Origin of the sequence: Bradyrhizobium sp. BRP19 (assembly GCF_020194195.1) — a bacterium.
In the GTDB taxonomy this organism is placed as follows: Bacteria; Pseudomonadota; Alphaproteobacteria; order Rhizobiales; family Xanthobacteraceae; genus Bradyrhizobium; species Bradyrhizobium yuanmingense.
Genome location: NZ_JADYVZ010000030.1, coordinates 1 through 20,669 on the forward strand (window position 1 = coordinate 1; position 20,669 = coordinate 20,669).

Here is a 20,669-nt window from a genome sequence, read left to right on the forward strand (position 1 = left end):
TCAAATCATAACAAGCTCAGGAGGGAATTTAGATGTTAATGAGGAAACTCGCGCTTTCCATGGCCGCGCTTGCGGCATTTGTCGCGATGCCGGTTCATGCCGACACGCCCGGTGTGACGGAATCGGAGATCAAGGTCGGGGCGACTTTCCCATTCAGCGGCCCCGCGTCTCCGCTCAGCAACACCGGCAAGGGCCTCATCGCCTACGTTCGTTCGATCAACGACCGTGGCGGCGTCAATGGCCGCAGGATCAACCTCATGACCTATGATGATGCCTACAGCCCGCCGAAGGCCGTCGAGCAGACCAGGAAGCTGATCGAGGGTGACGAGGTGGCATTGCTGTTCAGCCCGCTCGGGACACCCGGTCTCAGTGCGACCGTGAAATATGTGAACGGCAAGAAGGTGCCACACCTTTTCGTCGTCAGCGGGGCGACCAAGTTTGCCAATTTCACCGACTTTCCGATGACGACCACGGGACTGCCGAGCTACAACACGGAAGGCAAGATCTACGCGAAGTACATTAGCGAGACCAAGCCCGACGCAAAGATTGCGATCCTGTACCAGAACGATGACCTCGGCCGGGATTTCGTCGCGGCGTTCAAGGAGGCGCTGAAAGCCGATTTTGACCGGAAGGTGGTCGCCTCGCCCTACGAAGTTACCGAACCCACCATCGAATCTCATGTGGTGTCGCTCAAGGCCTCGGGGGCCCAGGCCTTCGTGATCGCGGGCACGCCGAAATTCACCGCCCAGGCAATCAAGAAAGCGAGCGAGATCGGCTGGTCGCCGCTGACCATTATCAACTATGTCTCGAGCTCGGTCTCCGCTACCATTATGCCTGCCGGAGCGGACAAGGCGGTCGGGGTTATTGCAGCGACCGTAACAAAGGATCCCAACGACAAGCGGTGGGCCGACGACCCGGGTATGAAGTGGTATCGCGAGCACTTCGAGAAATATCTTTCCGGCGCCGACATTGGCGACAACAATTACCTGTTCGGGACCCAGCAAGGTCAGATCCTGGAGCAGGTGCTCAAGCAATGCGGCAACGACCTGTCGCGCGAGAACATTCTGAAGCAGGCGCGCAACATCAAAGGACTCGTGCTTCCGACGCTGATGCCGGGCATTGCCATCAACACCGGCCCGAGCAACAGTATGGCCTACACGCAACTTCAACTGCAGCGCTGGACTGGAAGCTCTTGGGAGCAGTTCGGCTCGGTTTTGAGAGCCGACCAGAACTGATCAGCCCAGGGAATCTTGACGCCGCGCGCAGCTATGCCGCATGGGACCTGAAGGGCGAACCTTGGTAACATTGCTCTTCGAGTAAGGCTGTGCGGGGCGTAATCGACTGCAGAATCGCCCGGGCGAAGAGAAGGAACGCTATATTGGTCGGCGCTGGATTCCCGGCCGGATCGCGTTGAGCGCGTCTGATAGGCTCCGGGTGACGTCGCTCCTGGTCCGCCCTGTCATACAATGTACCCAGCTGCTGAAGTGGGGCTTAAGATCAGTAAATAGCTGTGATTTTGTCGGAATTCATGGACGCTTAGGATGCCGATAAACCGCACGGCGTCATTGAGCGAGGATGCTCGATATGGACGATAGCATTGAAATCAATGCAAGGTTAATTCGACGATCCCCGTACCGGCATGCTGCGACCGCCGACCACTCGCGGAATCTATCGCCAATTCCTAATCTTGCAAATTCAAGGGTCTCAGCGGACAGCCAATCTGGCTACTCTAAATCGATCCACGCGGCTTTGGTGCAACCTGGACTGGATCAAAGCCAATGCCGCGGATCAGGCTCCAGAGTGGAAATAGCCCGAACGCCATCATGCCGGCGGACACCGCAAAGAAATTCATATCGAGCCCAGCTTGCCAGAGCAGGAGCACATATCCGCCCCCCGCTGCGATGAGCGCGCGGGTGAGCGCGCCTGCCAGCGAGGCAGACATCCGGCGAGTCCCCTGGCCAATGCAATACAGCACGAAACCCAGGCCGAAGAAGCCGAAGAATGGGCCGACATCGTGAAGATATTGCACTCCCGCTCTGATCGTTTCGGGATCATCGTTGAAGAGGCTCATCCAACTCGGCGCAAACAGAGCGGCGGAGAGGCCAATTGCGGCAGTGACGGAGGTGCCGATAGCCGCCCCGATCCAGGCAGTTCGGCGTGCGCGATCGACGAGACCGGCTCCAAGGCTGGCACTGACGACCATTCCGACCGGTCCACCGATGCCGTAGGAGATTGGCACAAGCAAAAACTCAAGCCGGGACGCGGAACCGTAACCAGCGAGCGCAGCGAGGCCATGCGCGCCGACATAGGCGGTGACCAAAGTGAGTGTCACATTGGTGCTTGCGGCGATGATTGCGGAGATGCCGCCGATCTTCAGCACTGTGAGCGCCGGTGTAAGCGACAGTCGCGGAGGCAATCGCGGGGGCCGCAGAACGCCTAGGTGACCCCACAAATAGGCGGCATAAGCGAGCGTGCCGAGGGCGTAATAGATCAGCAGCGCGACGGCGCCGCCGATCGGGCCTAGCGCCGGCACGCCCAAACCTCCGAAGATGAGGATAGGCGAGAGCGCCAGCAACAGCGCTGCGCCGGAGCAGACCACAATAACGGGCACACGCAGATTACCGGTGCCGCGCACGGCGGCCATTAGCAAATTGAACGTCCAGATCAATGTCGCACCACCGAATACGATACTGGAATATTGCAGTGAGACTGTCAGCGCGCCGCCTTGGCCACCCATAGCGCTATAGATTGCAGGTCCGAATAGGAACATGAAGGTAGTGGTCGAAAGTCCGAGCGGGACAGCGAGCAGCAACGCGTACCAGGGATAAAGATTGGCTTCGGCCGCATCGCCTCGTCCTAGCGCGCGGGCAACTGATGTGACGATGCCGCCGCCGATGGCTCCTTGAGAAACAGCAACCGTCAACGCCAGAAGTGGAAACACCAGCGTCACACCGGCGAGTGCGTCCAAGCCAAGCTTGGAGACAAAAAATACTTCGATTATCCCTATCAGGACTTGTACAAGCATCACGGTGGAGTTAGGGAGCGCAAGTCTGATGATGGTCCATGCCACCGGATGCCCCAACAGCACGTCAGGAGCGACATGATCTGATTGGCCGTCGCGCGCCCTCAGGCGTCCAGCTGAGAGAGAAAAAGTGACGCCGCTATTCACAGCCAAGCCCTCCGGTTAAAGCACGCAAAACTGACCACTCCCACCGCAACTCGTCCAATCATATGATTTGACGAGTTTTGTTAGAAAAACTAACAATCTGACCATGGGCAAATTGCCGTCACTTGAAGCGATGCGGGTGTTTGAGGTCGCCGGGCGCCACCAGAGCTACTCTAGGGCAGCCGAGGAATTACATGTCAGTCACGGCGCGGTGAGCCAGAGAATCCGCCAACTCGAAGAGCGCCTCGGGGTCGTTCTGTTTCAACGCGCGGGACACCGGATGGAGCTGACCTCAAGCGGGCGGCGCTTGCATGCTCAAGTCTCGCGTTCATTAGCCGAGCTGACGATGGCTTTGGCCGCAGTCTCCTCGTCCGGGGTTGGGGCCGAAGTCACTGTGAGCGTGCTGCCGGTGATGGCAACACGCTGGCTCATGCCACGCCTGCCGAAATTCAACCAACGGTATCCCCGGATCCGCATTAGTGTGCGATCTGATCGGCAGCTTGCAAACTTCCGGTCTGACCGGGTCGATATCGCCCTGCGTCTGGGTAGCGGGACGTGGAAGGGTTTAAAAGTGTCCTGGTTGATGGACGAAGAGGTCTTCCCGGTTTGTAGTCCGCATTACAATGACGGTCATTTCAGGAAGGATCCAAGCAGTTTTGCAGACGAGCGGCTATTGATCGATCCAAATGTGCCATGGGCAGCTTGGTTCAAGTCGGCTGGCATACGGGTCGATGGCAAGATCGCCGGCAATTCATTTTCAGATGCAAATTTGCTGATTGAAGCGGCTATCAATGGACAAGGGTTGGCGCTCGCTCGGCGTTCTTGTACCCGTTCCGATTTGCTCTCCGGCAGATTGGTTTGCCTGTCAGAGCACAGCTATCGCCTCCCGGTTTCTCATTTCATGGTTTATCCCCCATCCTTGGAGACGAACGGTCCTGCAATGGCTTTTCGGGATTGGCTGTTGGCGGAGGCCGCCGGCACTTGACAAGTCGCGTCAGGATCACGGGCATATGGCCCTTGGCGGTTAACTCCTACAGGACCGCGCATGTCCGGTTATGAGGTACAATCCACTATTGTGATCTTTGCCGCTGGGCCACTAACTCTTGTGAATCCCAAGCCGCTCAGTGACGACTATATTTCGGAATGGCGTGGGTATTTGACTTGGTTGGGGGAGTGCTGCTGACGCTCGATGGCGGGAAAGTGGTCGCCTCCGTGAACAGTTTTGTTCGTGGAGTCAGTCAAGTTGCTTTCAGAAAAATTCAGTGAGCGAACCATTTCCAATATGGATGTGTCGCATTGGAGCGAGCGTGTAGATTGATGCCGCTGGCATTCGAAGTCATCCAGCCCGAAAGTTCGTGGCGGAAAAGATCGTCGAGTGCGCCAACAAGCACACGCAGACGCTCGGCGGTTTGACCGAGGCGGGCAGGCGGGGCTGTCGCTGAACTCGCGGCCGAAATCGTCGAAGCGAATTGAGCTACTGCAAGACTTTCGGCAGCACGAGCACAATCTCGATTTCCTGCTTGAGGATGCGGCTGGCTATGTCTGCGATGAGCAGAGAGAAGTCGTCCTCTATCGTAGCGGCTGCAGGTTCGTCCTTGGCGTAGACGTACAGCAGAGGACCTTCAACCTCAGCAAAACGAACACCGGCAAAAACGCGGTCGAACTCAGTCGCTCCGAGGATCGCAGCTACGCGAGCCTGAATGGCGAAGTCCTGAATGTCGGTTAAGTTCATGCTAGCCAGATAGATATTAGGTACGGCTAAACAAGAGCGCCTGCAATCACTTGGCACGAGCGTTTGTCCACATGGAAAGCTGGTTGAGCACCCTTGGCTGGAGGGGCGTAGACGCGAGCGCACCCGTAGGAGGAAAGGACGGCCAGGTCCTGTCGTTGCCGAAACGAGAACTCCCGTTTGGCGGAGAGGGTGTTCGCGGCAGGGAACGCTATCGGCTTGGTGTTCCCGAGCCGTTCGGCGGGCGTTCTCGTTGACGTTGAAAATACAACCAGGAATCGAGATCTCGGTTGTATGTGAGAACACGCTCGGAACGCCGCCTCAGCTCCGCGGTTGGAAAGACGTGAGTAAGGTAGGTAAACTGCCCGCCGTTGGCTCCAACCTGACGGTGGGCTTTTTGTGAGTTGCGTAAGTGGCGAAGCGTACCAGAAGGGCACCGGCCAAAAAGCCACGTGCCGCTATGCCATTCTTTATCAGCCCCCAGCTTGCGACCATGAAGATGAAAGCGCCTTCGGGGTCTCAGTGGATTCATGAAGTCAAATACGATGGCTACCGCGTCCAGCTTCATATCGATGGTGACGACCGCAAGGTCTTTACCCGCAATGGCCTCGACTGGACTCATAAGTTCTCCGTCATCGCCGGCGCCTTTGACATCCAAGGAAAAGCCATCGTCGATGGCGAGGTGGTGGTCATCCACGAGAACCGGACCAATTTCTCCGAACTCCAGGCAGACCTCGCCAGAGGCGAACAGGATCGCTTGCTATTCTTCGCGTTCGACCTTCTGTGGCTCGATGGCAAGGACCTTCGGAAAGAGCCGCAGCTTGAGCGGAAGAGGCTGCTGCAGGATTTGATTGATCTAAACGAGCTGGGGCAGCCCATCTTCTACAGCGAGCACCATGAGGGTGACGGGCAGGCACTGTTCGAAGCTGCAAGGAAGCTGAATTACGAAGGTATCGTCTCCAAGAGAGTTGACGCCCCATATCGGTCGGAACGTGTGGAAGCTTGGCAGAAGGTTAAAGTCGTTCAGAAGGGAAAACTCCCCGTCGTCGGGTTCATCAAGGATCCAACCGGCGTCGCCGCTCTCTACCTCGGCAAAGAGAAAGGGAAAGAACTGGTCTATATGGGCAAGGTCGGAACCGGCTGGAGCCGGACGACATCGCGCAAGATCAGGGACGCCCTGGATACGGTAGTGAGCCCGAAGCAGAAGCTCACCAAGCCCGTCAAAAAGCCGAAGGCCACCTGGGTGGAGCCGAAGTTCTACGCAGACATTGAGTACCGAGACATCACGTCGGAAGGATTGCTACGTGCGAGTTCCTTCAAGGGGTTGTCTCGGAAATAACTTATGTTCCGCCGGCCTTCTCGTTGCGAACGTACAATCGTTCGCACACAGTATAAGGAAGACACGATGGGATCAGACGATTTAAGCAGGCGGATTCCCTGGAGACCAGACTGGCATAGTTTGCGCGGGATATGCGCGAACGAGCCGAGAAGGCACCCGCACAGGTGCGGACCGACTTGCTCAAGCGCGCTTGTAACGCAGATCAAGCAATCGACCTGGAGCGTTCGTGCGCATCGTTAGGAACGCAGCTCAGAAGGCAAGCTTAGAGCGCATTAGATCCTTCCGCCCCTAGACTAGGCCTCCGCCACCCGGAGGCCTTTCCTGGCGTATTGGTCCATTTTGTCGCAGGGCGACAATCGGCTGCAACAAAAGCTCACTTGGCGACTTCTGCTTTCGGCAGGAGACCAATTTGAATGACCGACGCACTGGATAGACAAGCGCTTGAAGTACGGCTGGCCCGGTGCCTTGAGCTGGCCAAACAGTTTCCGACTGGCCCCACCGCTCAGATGTTAGAGGATCTGGAAGTCGAGCTGCGCGACCAGATCCGTGTCCTTGAATTTAGGCGATTGGCCTGAGCGCACGCGATATCGGGTTGCGTTTAGGGCTCCCTCTAAGACGCGGTCTCCCTTTGCCAGTTAGTCAGTGCGCGCTGGAAAGGTTGCAGTGAAAATGGTGCTGTCGTCCGTCGAAATGGCGGAGATCTCTCCACCATGCGCCCTTGCGATTTCCTGTGAGATATAGAGACCAAGCCCCAATCCTTTCTGGTTAGGCAGAACGTCACCGCGGTGAAAGGCGGTGAAAAGGTGCGGCATCGCTTGTGCCGGGATCGGCGGTCCTTTGTTGATCACCTGGATCCTAAAGCCCGCATCACTAGACTTGGCAACAATATTGATCGGTTTATCGGGCGCGCCATATGTAATCGCGTTGCCGAGCAGATTGGATATCATCTGGCTCAATCGGCCCGCGTCAACGTTCACGGCCGCTGGCGCGTCAACATCCGACACGATGCGGCGGTGGGAGTGCACTCTTTCGAACTCGGATACGATCTGCGTTATGATGGGCTGCAAGTCCTGGGGGTGAGACCTCAGTTGCATCCCGGATCCCAAACGGGAGCGGGCAAAATCCATGACATTATCTATCAAGCCCGCCATCCGATTGACGCTACCGTGCAAGAGTGCAATCCAATTCTTTCCTTCCTGATCGACCTTCTTGTCCAGGAGCCTGAGACCTCCCTGGATCGAGGCAAGCGGATTTCGGAGGTCATGGCCGAGGACGGCGATAAATTGCTCGCGAAGCTCGGCATTCTTCCGTTCCGCTGCAAGCTTGGTCTCGGTCAATTCCACTCGGTCGGCTGCATCGAGATGCGCCGCAATCAGTTCTGCAAAGAGCTTGAACATGCCCACGACTTCGGGGGTATTCAGCTTGCGCGGTTTCGGGTCGATCGCGCAGAGCGTTCCGAAGAATGAACCATCCGGAAGAATGATCGGCACCGAGATATAGCTTTGGAAGCCGTACAGGGCCGGCGTATGGTGGTTGCAGTACTCTGTGTTCTCGCTGACATTATCGATGATCACAGCCTCGCGGCTTTGGCGGATCTCGTGGCAAATCGTGCTCTCGATCTTCAGCTCGTCACCCGGCTTCAGTCCGAAGGCAAGGTCGTCTCGTGAGGCACAGGTAATCCATCTGTCGTCGGTGACGCGGGCAACTGCGGTAAACCCCATGCCCGTCGTTCGGCTCACCACGTCTAGAATGCTGGAGACGGCGGCAATCCCGCTGACTTTTGCGATGTCATGTTCGAATTCCATCCACCCCTCACATAGGAACTCTTTATCCCGGTCTGAACTGCTTTAGCCTAACCAGATAAAGTCCTGTCTGCACAGCGGGAAATGCGCCCTGCAATGCTGCCATCGAACGCCCGCCCGCTTATTTTAGTCAGCGCTCTTTGGTTATAGCGGTAGCGAGCCTTGTCTCGCTGAACTGGCCGACGTCTTGATTGTGGTGAACATCCGTCCGGAGCGCATCTAAGCCGCTTCAGCCTCCAGCATCTCCTCGCTACGCCTTTGATTGATGAGGTTCAACAGATGCGCCGAAGCTCGCGCATCGCACAGCGCTCTATGGTGATTTTCGAGCTCGATCCCGTAGATCTCGCAAAGCTTGCCCAGCCCGTAAGATTTGTGCCCCGGATAGCGGCGCCTCATTCCGGCGCACGTGCAGAGCTTCGGAAACCGAAAGCGTCGCCCGATACGCTCGAATTCGTAGGCAATGAAGCCGTAGTCGAAGCTGACGTTGTGAGCGACGAAGATGCCGTCGCCCATGAACTCCATGAAGCGGTCCGCGACTTCGGCGAACAGAGGTGCGTCCCGAACCATTTCGTTGGTGATGCCGGTCAGTTGAACGATCTTTGCCGGGATGGAACGTTGCGGGTTTAGGAGTGAGTGCCACTCGTCCACGACACGGTGGTTGCGCACCTTCACAGCGCCGATCTCGGTGATGCGGTCGCCGTTCGACCATGAGCCGGTGGTCTCGATGTCGACAACCACATAATCCTGCTCGGGGTCAAAACGATAATCCACCCGACCGATCTCGGCCACGATGCCGGCGGCGCCGAGCTGGCGAAGGCGGGTCAGTTGGTTACGACGGATCACATCCCCTTCGGCCTTGACCTCCATGAAGGAGGCCTTGCCGTCCTGGACCAGCATCAGGTCGGGGAAGCCGTCTCGCATCCCGCGGAAATCGTCGCACATGCTGCGGACGATGCTGGCGACGCCGGCAGGATCGGATCCTTCGAGCAGGGCGCGCAGCGCCTCCACTTGTACGTGATCCCAGCTGAAGATCCCGTTCGCGTGGCCCCATCTCGCTGCGACAGTGCGGAGGATCAACGGGAGGGCGGTTCCAGACGCGATGGCCGTCAACTTCTCGTCGATGGTCGCGGCGAACAGGCGACGGAAGCTGCGGTCCGTCAGACAATGAGGTAACCAGTCGAACTCGCTGGGCATCCCCGTGCTCTCGAACAGCTCGTTCCAGAAGAGCAGGCCGAACAGCGTGTGCCACAACACGTTTTCGGTAAAGAAAACTTGGGTACCCTCGCGCCGCAGCACGCCAGCGACGCCCGCCTCGGGATTGCCGCGATGGGTATCGTCAACAGTGATCGTGCGGCCGGAACGCAGTAGCTCAGTGTAGAGGCCTGTCCGTCTGCCGCCGAACTTACGGGCATAGAAATCGGTGGCGAAGAGATGTTCGCCGTCGCTGGCGGGATCATCGATCATACGCTGCAGCAGCGCTTCGGCCTCGGCCTTGTCGCCATTGTTGTAGAGCAGGCGAACCAAGCGCTCGTTGCAGTCAGGGGAAGGCCCGGCACGGTAGAGCTGCCGTGCGAGATCGCTCTCGCCCGCCTTCTCGTAGAAAAGCCCCGTCTGATGCGCGGCTCGGCAGCGGAGATCGGCGGCAAACTGAGTCGTGCAGGGGGGCCCGCCGAGCACGTCGATGGCGGCCCCTCTGAGCGCGGTCTCCGATCCGTCCTCCAGGCTGTCCAGAACCTGGCTGTAATGGAACGAGGCGAGCGCCTCCTCGGCATCGCTGAAGCGCGCGCTGAACGATGTCTCGCGGTTGGTACGAAGGATTCCTAAATCGCGCAGCGCGAAATTCTTTAGATCCACCTCGGTCTTGCCGAAATACAGGTAGAGCAGGAACTCGATCGGCCGCGTCCCATCGAGCGCAATGAAGTTGCGGGCGCCACAGTGCTGCGCGGCGACCGAAAAGGGGATGCTCTGTAGATAATAATCGATGAACTTCGGCTTCGACCATGATTTGCGGACATCTCCTCGCCCGGCCGCCTGCGCGCCAGTCACAAGGATGTCCTTTGGCAGGCATGAGACGAACGCTGCATAGTCCGCCTCGCCGAGCTCGCGTGCGTGACCGACTGCAGTCAGATCGGATGCCGCCCGCTCGACGTCATCGATCTCGGGGTAGTTGAATAGCGATCGGTTGAATATGGCACCGCGCCGGTTGATCATGCGGACCAACAGGCATCTCGCATCCCTCGATAGGCCCTCGAACCTCGCTATAAAGCCGTGATGCTCCGGACCAAGCACGGGCGCGTACGTCCGCTGCACGAACCCCAGCATTTCGGTGAAGTGGTCGAGATAATAGTAGACGGGCAGTTGCGGCAGTTTGGCCAAGCGGACCTTCGCGGCAGAATCGTTTGTTCTATTTCTGTTCTAACGTCGTCCTCGGAGTCAAGTGTCGACTGGCTACTGACCAGAGCCGGCGACATCTGCGGTCGCAGGCGCAGCGTCTTCCTTCACGCCGCGCGCGACGATCTGCAGTGTGCCGTCAGGAAGTGGCCGCTGCAGTTTCAAGGCTTCGTCCGCCGGAGCCGTCATCCAGATCTCGACCTCCTCGGGCGTGGTCAGGATCACTGGCATGGCCTTCGGATGGATGGCGAAGACTTCGGCATTCGCCTCCGTCGTCAGGAACGCATAGAGATCGTTGGTGGTCTCGCCTTCCTTGACCTTCCTGACCGAGGTCCAGTTGGTCCAGATGCCGGCGAAGCAGGCGAGGGGACGGCTCTCGTCGAGTGCGAACCAGATGTCGCCGCCCTCGGCCTTGTTGAACTCGCTGAATGAGTTGAACGGCACGAGGCAGCGGTTCTCCGCGCCCAGCCAGCGCGTCCAGTGCTTGCTCTTCAAGTTGCGGATGTTCGTCGTGCCGCTGTCGGGCTCCATTCGGAGCAATTCCTTGAAATCGACGGTCTGGCCCTTGGCCTGCAGCTTCTCGGCGCGCTTCTTCGTCGCGTCCATGAGGGCCTTCGAAGATGACGGCATGCCCCAGCGCGCTGTCGCGAGCTCACGGCCATCCGGGCCGTTTCGGACGATGGGCGCCTTGTAGTCGGGAAACACGCCCGGCATCGGCGCGAGGTTGCCAACGTACCGGTTGACCAGGCGGAACAGCGCGCTGATGGCGGCCTGGTTCGTGGTGATCGAGTAGAGATTGCACATCATCAGGTCTCGGAGGGAGCGGAGCGGGGGTGGTGCGCGAGTTGCAGCAGCGTTGCGGAAGGGCGACGACCCGCCTTAGCACATTTGTTGCAGCGGAGCCTGCCGGCGAGATCATGCACAAAAGTTGTCGTGACATGCGGCAATGCAGCCAGATCAACATCGCGACGGGTCTTGCAGCGCGAGCACTGGATTTCGAGCCATGGGTAGCCGCCGTTGATTGCCTGATCGATCGTGGGCGAGGGATCGATTGGCTCGCCGTTCGCCCACATGCGTTCGTTCCAGCTCTCACACAGGAGGCGATCGGCCTGCTTGATCAGCGCCTCGCCTTCGGCGCGAGCCGCTGCGGACTGCGCTGCCAGTATGGTGGTCATCGCACGTGCCTTGCCGAGCTCCTTGCCCAAAGCCTTTCGGTCGCCACCGGAGAGCGGCGTCGGGTGATGCTTCGGAGCCATCCGGGACGCGGCTTATCAAGTCAGACAGGCTCGAAGGACGGCCAGCAGCCATCCTCCTCATATCGCCCGGTCCGATTTTGGCAGGTGTTGTTCAGCAGGCGTTGCGCGACCTCCTTGCAGATCGCGTGCTGCCCGTACAGGCGGATGGCATCGGCCTTCTGGATCTCAACAATGCGCTCGCACCGGCGGCAGGAAACGCGAAGAACGTGCTGTGGGAGCTCAGTCAGGCGAAGTCCCACGCTCCGTCCCACGGGCTTAGCGTCAGCCGGCAGTTCGTCAAACAGGGCCCGCCAATATTCCTCCGGCATATCGTCCTGGGGACGAAGCGGGCGCGCCTCTGCGGGCTGATTACCCCTTGACCTTGATAGCTTTTCCATTTGTTTCGGGGTGGGCATCCGCCAACTCGCAGGTCGATCGCTCATGCCGCGAATTAGAACATAAAGAGAACAAAAGTCGAGTCCGACCAAATGAGGCTGGCTGAAAATTTTGCGGCCGGAGGAGTCGGAACCAGCCGCTATGGATCGTCTTGAATCCGAGCCACCTTGAAACGGAGTACTGCGTACATGGCCCCGCGCGCCAACTGGAAAGGCTTCCTGCGTCTGTCGCTGGTGACTTGCCCCGTGGCGCTATACCCAGCGACGTCAGAGTCGGAGAAGATCTCCTTCAATCAGCTCAATCGGCAGACGGGTCACCGCATCAAGTATCTCAAGGTGGATGCGGACACGGGCGATGAGGTGCCCAACGATGACATCGTGAAGGGCTATGAATTGGAGAAGGGCCAATTCATCAAGGTCACCAAGGAAGAGCTCGAAGAAATCGCGCTGGAGTCCACTCGCACGATCGAAATCGACGAATTTGTCGACAAGAGCGACATCGATCCGCGTTACCTGATCCGCCCCTACTACCTGCGACCCGACGGCAAGGTCGGCCACGACGCGTTCGCGGTGATCCGCGAGACCATTCGCGAGATGAACAAGGTCGCGATCGGCCGTGTGGTGCTAACCAATCGCGAACACATCATCGCGCTCGAGCCCATGGACAAGGGAATGGTGGGAACGTTGCTGCGGTACCCTTATGAGGTCCGCAGCGAGCAGGAGTATTTTGACGAGATCCAGGACGTCAAAGTCACTAAGGACATGCTGGATCTAGCCAAGCACATCGTGAACCAGAAGGCTGGCAATTTCGATCCTGAAAAGTTCGAGGACCACTACGAGAGCGCCCTGGTCGAGCTGATCAACCAGAAGCGTGCCGGCAAGGTGATCCGGCCGAAGGAGCGGCCGAAAGGCGAGAACGTCGTCGATCTGATGGATGCGTTGCGCAAGAGCGTGGGTAGGGAAGCCGCTCCAGCGAAGGTCGACAAGCCCGCCAAGAAGGCGAAGAGGGCTGCTGCTGGCCAGAAGGAGATGTTGATGCCGATAGCCGGAAAGAAACCGGCAAAAGAGGCCGTTTCCAAGAAGTCGGCGGTCGGAGCGCGACGTAAATCGGCTTGACGCTCCAGGCGCCATAGCTTGGCTAATGGCGCTGAAGAAGGCCTAGGCGGCAAGATCGAACGATGCGATTAAGGCACGCACATCGTTGGCGAGCTCGCGGTAGTGTTGGCACGCCCGCTGGTACAGTTCGCGATTACTTCCTTCCGATCGATTAGCGATCAGCTCGCACTCCGCAGCGAGGTTTTCAAACCGCTCCAACTTAGCCTGGAAGCCACTCATTGCCCGACCCACATTTTACTCAAAGGACGGCGACGATATCCGCCCAACTTGGTCAGTCAAACATATTCAGTGTTGCATGTGCGAAGTCTGGTCCTTCCGCTGTTTATCAGCGGTTGCAGAGAAGCGATGGGATGTCGCGCAAAGTGTGAAGCTACTGATATCCTCGTTGAAAATTTAAAGGTGGTCATGCGCGCCGTGCTCTAAGCGGATGTCTCGTCGGAACGCCCTTTGATTTCACGCTCCGCCTCAAGCCAGAAGTCCACGTCGCGACCTACGGGGCGGCCCGCGTGCTCCCAGAGCTCCCGCGCTCGCATCTTGATCTCTCGATCTCGCGTGGACGGGAATAGCCTCTGCCTCAGTTCGTCGGCAAACCGTCTCAAGCGGCTGGCGGTGCTCTCGTCTCGAATGTAGCTTGCCGCCTTTGTCGCTAACTCGATCTGGTGCTCCAGCTTCGCCTGGTCGTCCATCTGAGCCGCTCCCATCCTCTTTTGACGAAGACGACTCCAACAGCGGGCTATTGTTTCGCCCGCAGGCTCGCTTCTACAATGGTCGTCTGACTCAGAGTTCACTTTTGCACACAATGGGCTCTTAGCCTCTTGGGCGGATGCGCCCGCCCTCCTGATGGCCGAAGGAATGAAGTGCGCGGGGCTCGCGCGCGCCGGCCGGAACACGGCAACGCCGAATTCGTTTTTCGTGAATGAGCACTTACGTCGTGGTTCTGATCAGCGCGTTTTTGATTGTGGCGGTAGCGAGCTTCGCCTCGCTGAACTGGCCGACCTCCTGATGGTGGTCGAGACCATGACCGAATAGCTTCCTGACGGACGATGCAATCGCAAGATCAGCGCAGAAGGACCTTCGGTGAGTGCGTCATCGTTTCGGTTCGTCTTTGAAAGTGTCTGCTCGTCGCGCCAGAGCGGACCAGATTTGCTCAACCTGAGTTCTTCGCATTTTGACCCAACGCGGACCCGCCGTCCGAGGCGTCGGTGCCGAACAGTCAAACCCTTGCGCCTAGTCGTTCGCCGCCGGTGCGGGCGGCACCGGCCCCGGCAATTTCGCCGGCTTCCGCAAGCATGTGATCGAGCCGAGCCAGGTCCGCATTCTCGCTTATCTGCACGTCTCGCATGCCGGCATCTTCGGTTTCTCGCACCGGATCATGGTCGGCGAGAGCACGCGCGCCATGCTCGCCAACGGCTTCTATCCCGACACCATCTCCTCCGACATCCACCAGCTCTGCATCGACGGCCCGGCCTTTGACCAGGTGACGACCATGTCGAAATTCTTGTGCATGGGCATGGAGCTGTCGGACGTGATCGCGGCGTCGACGGTGAATGCGGCGATGGCGCTGCGGCGTCCCGAGCTCGGCAGCCTCAAGCCGGGCAGCGTCGGCGACGCCACGCTGATTTCGGTGAAGCAAGGCCAGTTCGACTACGAGGACGTCGTCGGCGAGCACCTGATCGGCGATCGCAAGATCGTCTCGGAGGGCGTCGTCATCGGCGGCCGCTGGTGGCATCCGAATTGAGCGGCGGGCGCGGATCGTGACCGCGCGCTCGCATGGCGCACTGATCAGTCGCGTCCCGCCTCCATGATCGCCTTGGCGAGCCGCGCCGGGTCCGAGAAGCACAGCTCGTGGCTTCCCGGCACCTGCACCAGGCGAAACAGGCCGAGCTTTTCCGACAGCCGCGGGTGCCAGGGATGGCTGTGCGGCATCGCGACGTCCTCGGTGCAGTTGATGTAGGATTTGGCCAGCGGCATCTCGGCCGGATTGCCCTTGAGCGCGATCTTGTCGGTGAAGGTCGCCAGCGGATGCGGATTGAGCACGTCATAAGCGCGCTGCGCCGTCTCCAGATCGGCATCGTTGATGAAGGCCTCGCGCCAGATCGGGAAGGGCAGCACCACCGAGCCGTCGCCGCGCTCGGCCGCGATGGCGTCGAACAGCCCGATATAGTGCGGCGGCACCATGTCGTTGAGGCATTCGCCGTCGTTGGGCACGAAAGCATTCCAGTAGACCAGGCGACGGATACGCTCGGGCGTGAGGTCGGCGACCCCCGTGATGACCATGCCGCCATAGGAATGGCCGAGCAGGACGACGTCCTTCAGATCGTTCTCGGCGAGGTAGTCGGCGATCGACTGGATCGCTTCTTTCAGCCCGGTCGTCTTGGCATCGCCCGGACGGTTGCCCTTGATGGTGGGGGTATGGACCTGATGGCCGGCGGCGCGGATCGGCGCGGCGACCGGCTCGAGCTCGGCGCCTGTGTGCCAGGCGCCATGGACGAGAACGTAGGTCGACATATTGTGGCTCCTCCCCAGGGTGTGGTTAGATCGGCGCAGCGTCGCCGCAGGCTAAGTGTGGACCGGCGACCGATTTGCCGCTTGGCTGGTCGCCCGCGGCTGGTCCGGTATTGAGGGCCGTCCGGATCTCGCATCAGCGATCCTTCTAGCGCCGCTCGTGACCCATAGCGGGCATTCGACAGCTTTTCTGGCGACATTGTGCTGGGCCCCTTTCTGTAGGCCGTGAGTGGGTTTAGTCTGCTTCAGAGCTGCTCCTTGAGACGGGATGCGCCGACATTTCCGTTAGGACTGAATGAGCGACGGGCGTGCTATCGGCGAGCATCGCATACTTCAAGGCCGATAATCCTTTTGTGCCGGTCTTCCACGAATCACATGGGAGAGCACTATGAAATCAGCGCTCGGGAATCACGTCACAGTCGTCGCGCTATGCTTCGTGCTAGCATTGGCGGCAGGCAACGATGTTCGTGCTGACGATAGGATGGTCAAGATCGTTATGATCGGCGATTCGATGACCGAAGGAAAAGTGCCCGAACTTGATCGCATCCCGATCCAACTCGAATTTGCGTTGAAAGCGAAAGGTCACTCAGTATCAGTTACCAACGCGGGCGCGGGCGGTGACTCGGCGGCGAAGGGACTCGGCCGATTGAGCCGAGTTGTCAAAGACGACACCGACGCGGTGATTGTGGCACTCGGTTGGTGGGACATGGACAGGGGGCTCGATCCAAACGTCACGCGCGCTGCCCTAGCAGCGATTCTGGAGAACCTTCAAGCTCGGAAGATTGCTGTGCTCCTCTGCGGGGTGCGAGCGCACACAAACTTTGGAGAGGAACATGAGAAAGCATTTGCCTCAATGTTCGCGGGCCTCGCCCGTGAATACAATGTTCTATTCTTCCCGGCCATCAACGATGCGGTTCTGGGCAATGCTCAACTGAACGCTGTGGACGGCCTGCACCCCAACGCGGCTGGGAACAAGGCGATCGTCGCGAAGATTCTTCCAACAGTTGAGGCTCTCATAGATCGAGTGCGCACCAGATCGTGATCCACCGGTTTTCCGAGACGGTGAAGGTATCGCAGGAGTCCGCTATCGGCCCGAATGCGAAGTTCGGGCGGCGCCCACAATCGTCGGCTCATCCAGGTAGACCGGAAGCAACCGGCCGATCTTCCAAGCGGCCCTCGTTGTGCGTCGGCGTGGGCTCTCAACCATGATCGGCGCGGGGGCCCACCACTCCATTTCATTAAATTCAATGGTCTGAAGGGCACATGGCGACGCCAATTAGGCGTCACTATTCGATCAGCATTCGCAAGCCTCGCGCAGCGCCTTGTTGCGCCTGGCCCCGGTAAGATTTCCAGCACTATACTTCCCAGCGCTCTTCCCATTGCGGAGCACCATCATCGAGTATCGCGTCGATGTCAGTGCCATCCGACGTCTCCCTCGAGATCGTGCTTGGCTATGCTCGGCCTGTAGCTCATGATGTCGGCGCACTTCATCATCTGCCCCTTCCAGGACGCGCCGGCGAGCCGCCGATGAAAGCAACGAGTTAGAGGCTGGCGCGCTTTGGCAACTGGATGAGCGTCCGCCAGAATCCTCACCGGGTCGTGGAACACTGTGAATGATCCGACACCACCTCAAATCGCGTCGCCCGCCGGCCAATCGGTGATGCCGTTCTTGATCGTCCATCCGAGATTGTCGATCGCCGTTCGCATGGCATTGAGCTGGGCGTCGTTGCGGGTGTTGGCGAGGATCGCCCAGCAGAAGCCGTCGGAGGTCCGGACCAGTTCGCTGATGGTGCCGGCGAAGTCGCCGAGATGCCACCAGTTGCCCGCGCTGTTCACGGCCCAGCCCTTGGCGTAGTTGGCGGCTCCGCCGCCTGCAGCCAGCACCGTGGTGGCGGTCGCCATGGTGGCGACGGTCGTGGACTGGAGCAGGTCCGGCCTCGACGGGAAGCCGTCGAACCGGAGCGCGATGCGCAAGAGGTCCGTCGGGTTGGCGATCCAGCCGCCATGGGCATCCATGCGAGCGACGGGCAGGGCGTAGGGGTTAAACGTTCCCTGCTGGGTGTAGGTGACCTCGTTCGAACGGCGCTGAGCCAGGGTGTCTCCGGCGATGTGCATGTCCGTCACGCCGCAGGGCGCGAGCACCCGCTGTCGCACGAAGTCGGCGTAGCTCAACCCGGACACCTGCTCCAGCACGCGGCCGAGCACGCAATAGCCGAAGTTCAGATAGTCAAAGATCGCACCCGGGTTGTTTGCAAGCGTGAGGCCAAGCATCTGGCCGATCAGATCCGCGTGTGTGGCGCTGGGCTGGCCGAACATCGGGTCCTGCGCGCCGCTCCAGCCGCTGGTGTGCTCGAGCAGATGCTGCACTGTGATTTGCGTGACCCGCTGATCCGGATATGGCAGTGTCCCGAACTGCGTGCCGAGGATGCCGCCTTGCCCGAAGACCCGATCGGTGAGCGCCAGCAATCCGGCTTCGATCGCCCGGAAGACCGCCATCGAGGTGATCGGTTTTGACACGCTGGCGATACGAAAGAGGTGGCTTGGCAGGACCGGCGTTCCGGCGCTATCCGCGTTGCCAAAGGCGCGTGCGAACATCAGCGCGCCGTTGCGGGTCATCGCGATCGAGACACCGGGCACGTTGTGAGCGGTCATGAAGTTCTGCACCGCCTGGCGGATCGTCGTCTCATCGCGATCCGACAGGAAGGGCTTGTGCCAGATCGAGGCGTAGTGAACCGTGCCACCCTCGGGATACCCGTTTACCTTGACCAGCCGATAGCCGCGATTCACCAGGGCGTTGAATTCCGTCTGATGTTGCGCAGCGTCGATCCCGTGCCGGGCCTGCCAGGTCAGGTCCGGTCCGCGGCTCCAGAGTGCCGCGTAGCGGGTTTGCCCGCCGTCCAGGTAGCCGCTCACCCGGTGCAGGATGAAGCCGTGGGTGGCCCAATGATTGAACTGCTGCTGGTATTCTCCGGCCGTCATGCCGTGGCGTGCCACCCATTCCGGCGTCGTTGTCCGCTCCCATATGGAGGCGAAGCGCACTTGGCCGGCTTCGGTGTAGCCACACAGGTCCACCGGGCGGAAGCCTTCGTTCGGAAGCGTGTCCACCTGGTTCTGCCATTGTGCCGGGGTCAGGCCATGCCGCGCCCTCACTTCCGGCGATGGGATGGCCTGCCAGATGGAGCTGAAGCGTATCCCGCCCGCCGTGTCATGACCGCTCACTGCGATCGGGCGGAAGCCCTGGGCGGGCAGGGTCGTGAACAGCTGCTGGTGCGCGGCTGCGTTGATGCCGTGGCGTACCTGGGTTGCGGGTCCCGGTGATTGCTCCCAGACGCCGGAGAACCGTTCGACGCCGTTGGCGCTGCCGCCATTTACGTCGATGGGACGAAAGCCCTGGTTCTTCAGAAGATCGAATGCGCCTTGAAAATCAGCGCCCGAGAGGTTGTGACGGGCCTGCCATGCGGTGACCATGTGCGCCTCTTGCTTGCCGATGTTGCGACTGATGCTTCAACAGACAGAGCGACACCTGGCTCAGCGCCTCGTTCGCTCTTCGTGAATGACGTGCAATACAGTCCAAGAGTATGGGCTTTCGGAGAGCGGCGGTGTGAGCTCGCTCACGTTCTGCAAAAAAATGGCGGCGTCATGAGAGTCGCATGGGGCTGTGTTTCGGCGTAGGGTCTCGACCATGATCGGCGTACGGGTCCCGCCATACAATTCAATGAAATCAACGTCCTGAAGGGGTCTCGACGCCGCCGATGGGGGTCAATGTTCAATGAGCATTCCTTCTTCGAAGACCGCGCGCAAAAGCGCGGTGGTCGCCGTGTCGAAAAAGGCTTCGATCCGTGGGGTGACAGTGACGAATGACATGATCCAAACGCCGGCAACTCGCGTCACCAGGGGGGCGACTGGAATGTCGCGTGAGTCCCCTTCAGCGCCTCATCAGCGCCGCACGGTCGGCGTCAACAACGTCATCGCAGCTCCGGTCCCTCTCCTTCGATCCGGGTGTTTTTCGGCGCCCGGCCGAAGTACTGTTTGCGGCCTATTATCTCGCCTCGGACTGCTCAAAAAGGATGCGCCTCAGCGCTGGAACGGGGATGGTAAACTAGAGGTTCTTTGTGCGAGATCGCCAAGCGCAGCTCGCCGCGTTTGCGCGCGAAGCACGGGAAAGGTGCCGTTTCGTCCCACTCGTCTCGCAATGGAGCGGACGATGTTTTTAATGTTCGAGAGATTGTCCGATCGGTCAAAGAGGCATTGCGAATTTCGATGCCCACGCTGCGAGCGATGGCCCCGATTGGTGAGTATCGATCGCAAGCCAGATGGCTCCTACAGCTTTTTCGAGTGCCGATGTGGTGTCCAGATATTAGATCGTGTTCAGCGTACGCAAACATTTCATGAATGAATTGCGAAATTTGGAGGCTCCTGTGCTGCTTGCCTATCTTCCCATCATCTTGTTCGATGCCTGGGCGCGCGCGGGAATAGCGATGCTGCCCCAATGGGCTCCGACAGCAAAATCTGCAGCTGTGAAGCCGACGATCATCTTGCTGGAATGAGTTGCTGCACCGGCGGTCCGTCGACATCGAATCCGCATCGCATGGGCGACAAGGATAAGTGAACCTTTTCGGCGAGGCCGTGTCGGGCCGCTGCGGCCGTTGCCGCCGAGGACGAGGTGGGGCCGCAGCTGTCCTGATTACCCGCCGTTCTTCGGAGAGCCAGCTCTGGAGCTGCGTCCTGGCGACGACGGCCGTGGCGGACCCCAGGCTTTCTGGAATCACAGTTCGCCCGGCGAACTGCTGGTCCAGGTCTGTCTCCTGCTTGATCAGCTAGTGCCGATCGGAGTGGTCTCGGTCTTGATCGCGGCGAACATATCCTGGAACTTGCTCCGCTCTCGCGGCTCCATCCCAGTCGGTCCGCGAGTTCGAGCACATGCCGCTGCCCCCGGATAGCCGTTGAGCTCGGCCGCGAGTGCGAGCCCGATGTCTCGCCCCGCCCGAAGG

The 20,669-nt window shown here is 59.6% G+C and carries 18 protein-coding genes and 1 pseudogene; 10 read left to right on the forward strand and 9 right to left on the reverse strand.

The window, feature by feature from the left end; all coding sequences use genetic code 11:
* Window positions 1-32: 32 nt before the first annotated feature.
* Window positions 33-1,235, forward strand: a complete 1,203-nt coding sequence (locus I6F36_RS36670) for an ABC transporter substrate-binding protein (protein ID WP_225173118.1) — start codon at window positions 33-35, stop codon at window positions 1,233-1,235.
* A 494-nt stretch (window positions 1,236-1,729) separates the two neighbouring features.
* Here the strand turns inward: I6F36_RS36670 and I6F36_RS36675 are convergent, their stop codons facing one another.
* Window positions 1,730-3,169: an MATE family efflux transporter gene (locus tag I6F36_RS36675; RefSeq protein WP_225173119.1), complete on the reverse strand. Its 1,440-nt coding sequence runs from the start codon at window positions 3,167-3,169 to the stop codon at window positions 1,730-1,732.
* 67 nt (window positions 3,170-3,236) lie between these two features.
* Here I6F36_RS36675 and gcvA point away from each other — a divergent pair, with 67 nt between their 5' ends.
* Entirely contained in the window at window positions 3,237-4,151 is a 915-nt protein-coding gene (gene gcvA, locus I6F36_RS36680; RefSeq protein WP_225173120.1) for a transcriptional regulator GcvA, read from the forward strand.
* Between the two features lie 489 nt (window positions 4,152-4,640).
* Here the strand turns inward: gcvA and I6F36_RS36685 are convergent, their stop codons facing one another.
* A complete protein-coding gene (locus tag I6F36_RS36685) occupies window positions 4,641-4,898 on the reverse strand; it encodes a hypothetical protein (protein ID WP_225173121.1) in 258 nt (85 codons plus the stop codon).
* Window positions 4,899-5,307: 409 nt separating this feature from the next.
* On the opposite strand from I6F36_RS36685, the gene ligD reads away from it, so the two are divergent.
* Together ligD and I6F36_RS36695 are read left to right on the forward strand one after the other, a co-directional pair.
* Complete coding sequence (gene ligD, locus I6F36_RS36690) at window positions 5,308-6,234, forward strand: non-homologous end-joining DNA ligase (RefSeq protein ID WP_225173122.1); 927 nt, start codon at window positions 5,308-5,310, stop codon at window positions 6,232-6,234.
* Window positions 6,235-6,647: 413 nt separating this feature from the next.
* Window positions 6,648-6,809 carry a hypothetical protein gene (locus tag I6F36_RS36695; RefSeq protein ID WP_225173123.1) on the forward strand — a complete coding sequence of 54 codons (162 nt, stop codon included), beginning with the start codon at window positions 6,648-6,650 and terminating at the stop codon, window positions 6,807-6,809.
* 60 nt (window positions 6,810-6,869) lie between these two features.
* On the opposite strand, the gene I6F36_RS36700 is transcribed toward I6F36_RS36695, so the two are convergent.
* The 4 genes from I6F36_RS36700 to I6F36_RS36715 all read right to left on the reverse strand — a co-directional run bounded on the left by I6F36_RS36700 (window position 6,870) and on the right by I6F36_RS36715 (window position 11,683).
* Window positions 6,870-8,039: a GAF domain-containing sensor histidine kinase gene (locus I6F36_RS36700; protein WP_225173124.1), complete on the reverse strand. Its 1,170-nt coding sequence runs from the start codon at window positions 8,037-8,039 to the stop codon at window positions 6,870-6,872.
* A gap of 216 nt (window positions 8,040-8,255) precedes the next feature.
* On the reverse strand, window positions 8,256-10,412 hold the full coding sequence (locus I6F36_RS36705; RefSeq protein WP_225173125.1) for a 3'-5' exonuclease: 2,157 nt from the start codon (window positions 10,410-10,412) through the stop codon (window positions 8,256-8,258).
* 72 nt (window positions 10,413-10,484) lie between these two features.
* Entirely contained in the window at window positions 10,485-11,231 is a 747-nt protein-coding gene (locus I6F36_RS36710) for an SOS response-associated peptidase (protein ID WP_225173159.1), read from the reverse strand.
* Window positions 11,232-11,233: 2 nt separating this feature from the next.
* Window positions 11,234-11,683: a hypothetical protein gene (locus tag I6F36_RS36715; RefSeq protein WP_225173126.1), complete on the reverse strand. Its 450-nt coding sequence runs from the start codon at window positions 11,681-11,683 to the stop codon at window positions 11,234-11,236.
* A gap of 77 nt (window positions 11,684-11,760) precedes the next feature.
* Here I6F36_RS36715 and I6F36_RS39945 point away from each other — a divergent pair, with 77 nt between their 5' ends.
* Together I6F36_RS39945 and I6F36_RS36725 are read left to right on the forward strand one after the other, a co-directional pair.
* On the forward strand, window positions 11,761-12,042 hold the full coding sequence (locus I6F36_RS39945) for a hypothetical protein (protein WP_346656706.1): 282 nt from the start codon (window positions 11,761-11,763) through the stop codon (window positions 12,040-12,042).
* A 204-nt stretch (window positions 12,043-12,246) separates the two neighbouring features.
* On the forward strand, window positions 12,247-13,173 hold the full coding sequence (locus I6F36_RS36725; protein WP_225173127.1) for a Ku protein: 927 nt from the start codon (window positions 12,247-12,249) through the stop codon (window positions 13,171-13,173).
* A gap of 419 nt (window positions 13,174-13,592) precedes the next feature.
* On the opposite strand, the gene I6F36_RS36730 is transcribed toward I6F36_RS36725, so the two are convergent.
* Window positions 13,593-13,859 carry a DUF2934 domain-containing protein gene (locus I6F36_RS36730; RefSeq protein ID WP_225173128.1) on the reverse strand — a complete coding sequence of 89 codons (267 nt, stop codon included), beginning with the start codon at window positions 13,857-13,859 and terminating at the stop codon, window positions 13,593-13,595.
* A gap of 154 nt (window positions 13,860-14,013) precedes the next feature.
* Here I6F36_RS36730 and I6F36_RS36735 point away from each other — a divergent pair, with 154 nt between their 5' ends.
* Together I6F36_RS36735 and I6F36_RS36740 are read left to right on the forward strand one after the other, a co-directional pair.
* Window positions 14,014-14,202 (forward strand): hypothetical protein, encoded by a 189-nt coding sequence (locus I6F36_RS36735; RefSeq protein WP_225173129.1) that lies wholly within the window; start codon window positions 14,014-14,016, stop codon window positions 14,200-14,202.
* Window positions 14,203-14,431: 229 nt separating this feature from the next.
* Window positions 14,432-14,911 (forward strand): annotated as a pseudogene (locus I6F36_RS36740) (amidohydrolase family protein); the annotation flags it as partial.
* Between the two features lie 44 nt (window positions 14,912-14,955).
* Here the strand turns inward: I6F36_RS36740 and I6F36_RS36745 are convergent.
* Window positions 14,956-15,681 (reverse strand): alpha/beta hydrolase, encoded by a 726-nt coding sequence (locus I6F36_RS36745; protein ID WP_225173130.1) that lies wholly within the window; start codon window positions 15,679-15,681, stop codon window positions 14,956-14,958.
* A 385-nt stretch (window positions 15,682-16,066) separates the two neighbouring features.
* Here I6F36_RS36745 and I6F36_RS36750 point away from each other — a divergent pair, with 385 nt between their 5' ends.
* Window positions 16,067-16,720 (forward strand): GDSL-type esterase/lipase family protein, encoded by a 654-nt coding sequence (locus tag I6F36_RS36750; protein ID WP_225173131.1) that lies wholly within the window; start codon window positions 16,067-16,069, stop codon window positions 16,718-16,720.
* A 587-nt stretch (window positions 16,721-17,307) separates the two neighbouring features.
* On the opposite strand, the gene I6F36_RS36755 is transcribed toward I6F36_RS36750, so the two are convergent.
* On the reverse strand, window positions 17,308-19,146 hold the full coding sequence (locus I6F36_RS36755) for a serine hydrolase (RefSeq protein ID WP_225173132.1): 1,839 nt from the start codon (window positions 19,144-19,146) through the stop codon (window positions 17,308-17,310).
* Between the two features lie 896 nt (window positions 19,147-20,042).
* Here I6F36_RS36755 and I6F36_RS36760 point away from each other — a divergent pair.
* Window positions 20,043-20,225 (forward strand): hypothetical protein, encoded by a 183-nt coding sequence (locus I6F36_RS36760; protein WP_225173133.1) that lies wholly within the window; start codon window positions 20,043-20,045, stop codon window positions 20,223-20,225.
* Window positions 20,226-20,669: the final 444 nt, after the last annotated feature.

Coding starts and splice junctions, on each gene's coding strand:
- I6F36_RS36735 (WP_225173129.1), top strand. CDS start 14,014: ATGGCCGAAGGAATGAAGTGCGCGGGGCTCGCGCGCGCCGGCCGGAAC.
- I6F36_RS36750 (WP_225173131.1), top strand. CDS start 16,067: ATGAAATCAGCGCTCGGGAATCACGTCACAGTCGTCGCGCTATGCTTC.
- I6F36_RS36695 (WP_225173123.1), top strand. CDS start 6,648: ATGACCGACGCACTGGATAGACAAGCGCTTGAAGTACGGCTGGCCCGG.
- I6F36_RS36685 (WP_225173121.1), bottom strand. CDS start 4,898: ATGAACTTAACCGACATTCAGGACTTCGCCATTCAGGCTCGCGTAGCT.
- I6F36_RS36745 (WP_225173130.1), bottom strand. CDS start 15,681: ATGTCGACCTACGTTCTCGTCCATGGCGCCTGGCACACAGGCGCCGAG.
- I6F36_RS36715 (WP_225173126.1), bottom strand. CDS start 11,683: ATGGCTCCGAAGCATCACCCGACGCCGCTCTCCGGTGGCGACCGAAAG.
- I6F36_RS36710 (WP_225173159.1), bottom strand. CDS start 11,231: ATGTGCAATCTCTACTCGATCACCACGAACCAGGCCGCCATCAGCGCG.
- I6F36_RS36725 (WP_225173127.1), top strand. CDS start 12,247: ATGGCCCCGCGCGCCAACTGGAAAGGCTTCCTGCGTCTGTCGCTGGTG.
- I6F36_RS36730 (WP_225173128.1), bottom strand. CDS start 13,859: ATGGACGACCAGGCGAAGCTGGAGCACCAGATCGAGTTAGCGACAAAG.
- I6F36_RS36755 (WP_225173132.1), bottom strand. CDS start 19,146: ATGGTCACCGCATGGCAGGCCCGTCACAACCTCTCGGGCGCTGATTTT.
- I6F36_RS36670 (WP_225173118.1), top strand. CDS start 33: ATGTTAATGAGGAAACTCGCGCTTTCCATGGCCGCGCTTGCGGCATTT.
- I6F36_RS36700 (WP_225173124.1), bottom strand. CDS start 8,039: ATGGAATTCGAACATGACATCGCAAAAGTCAGCGGGATTGCCGCCGTC.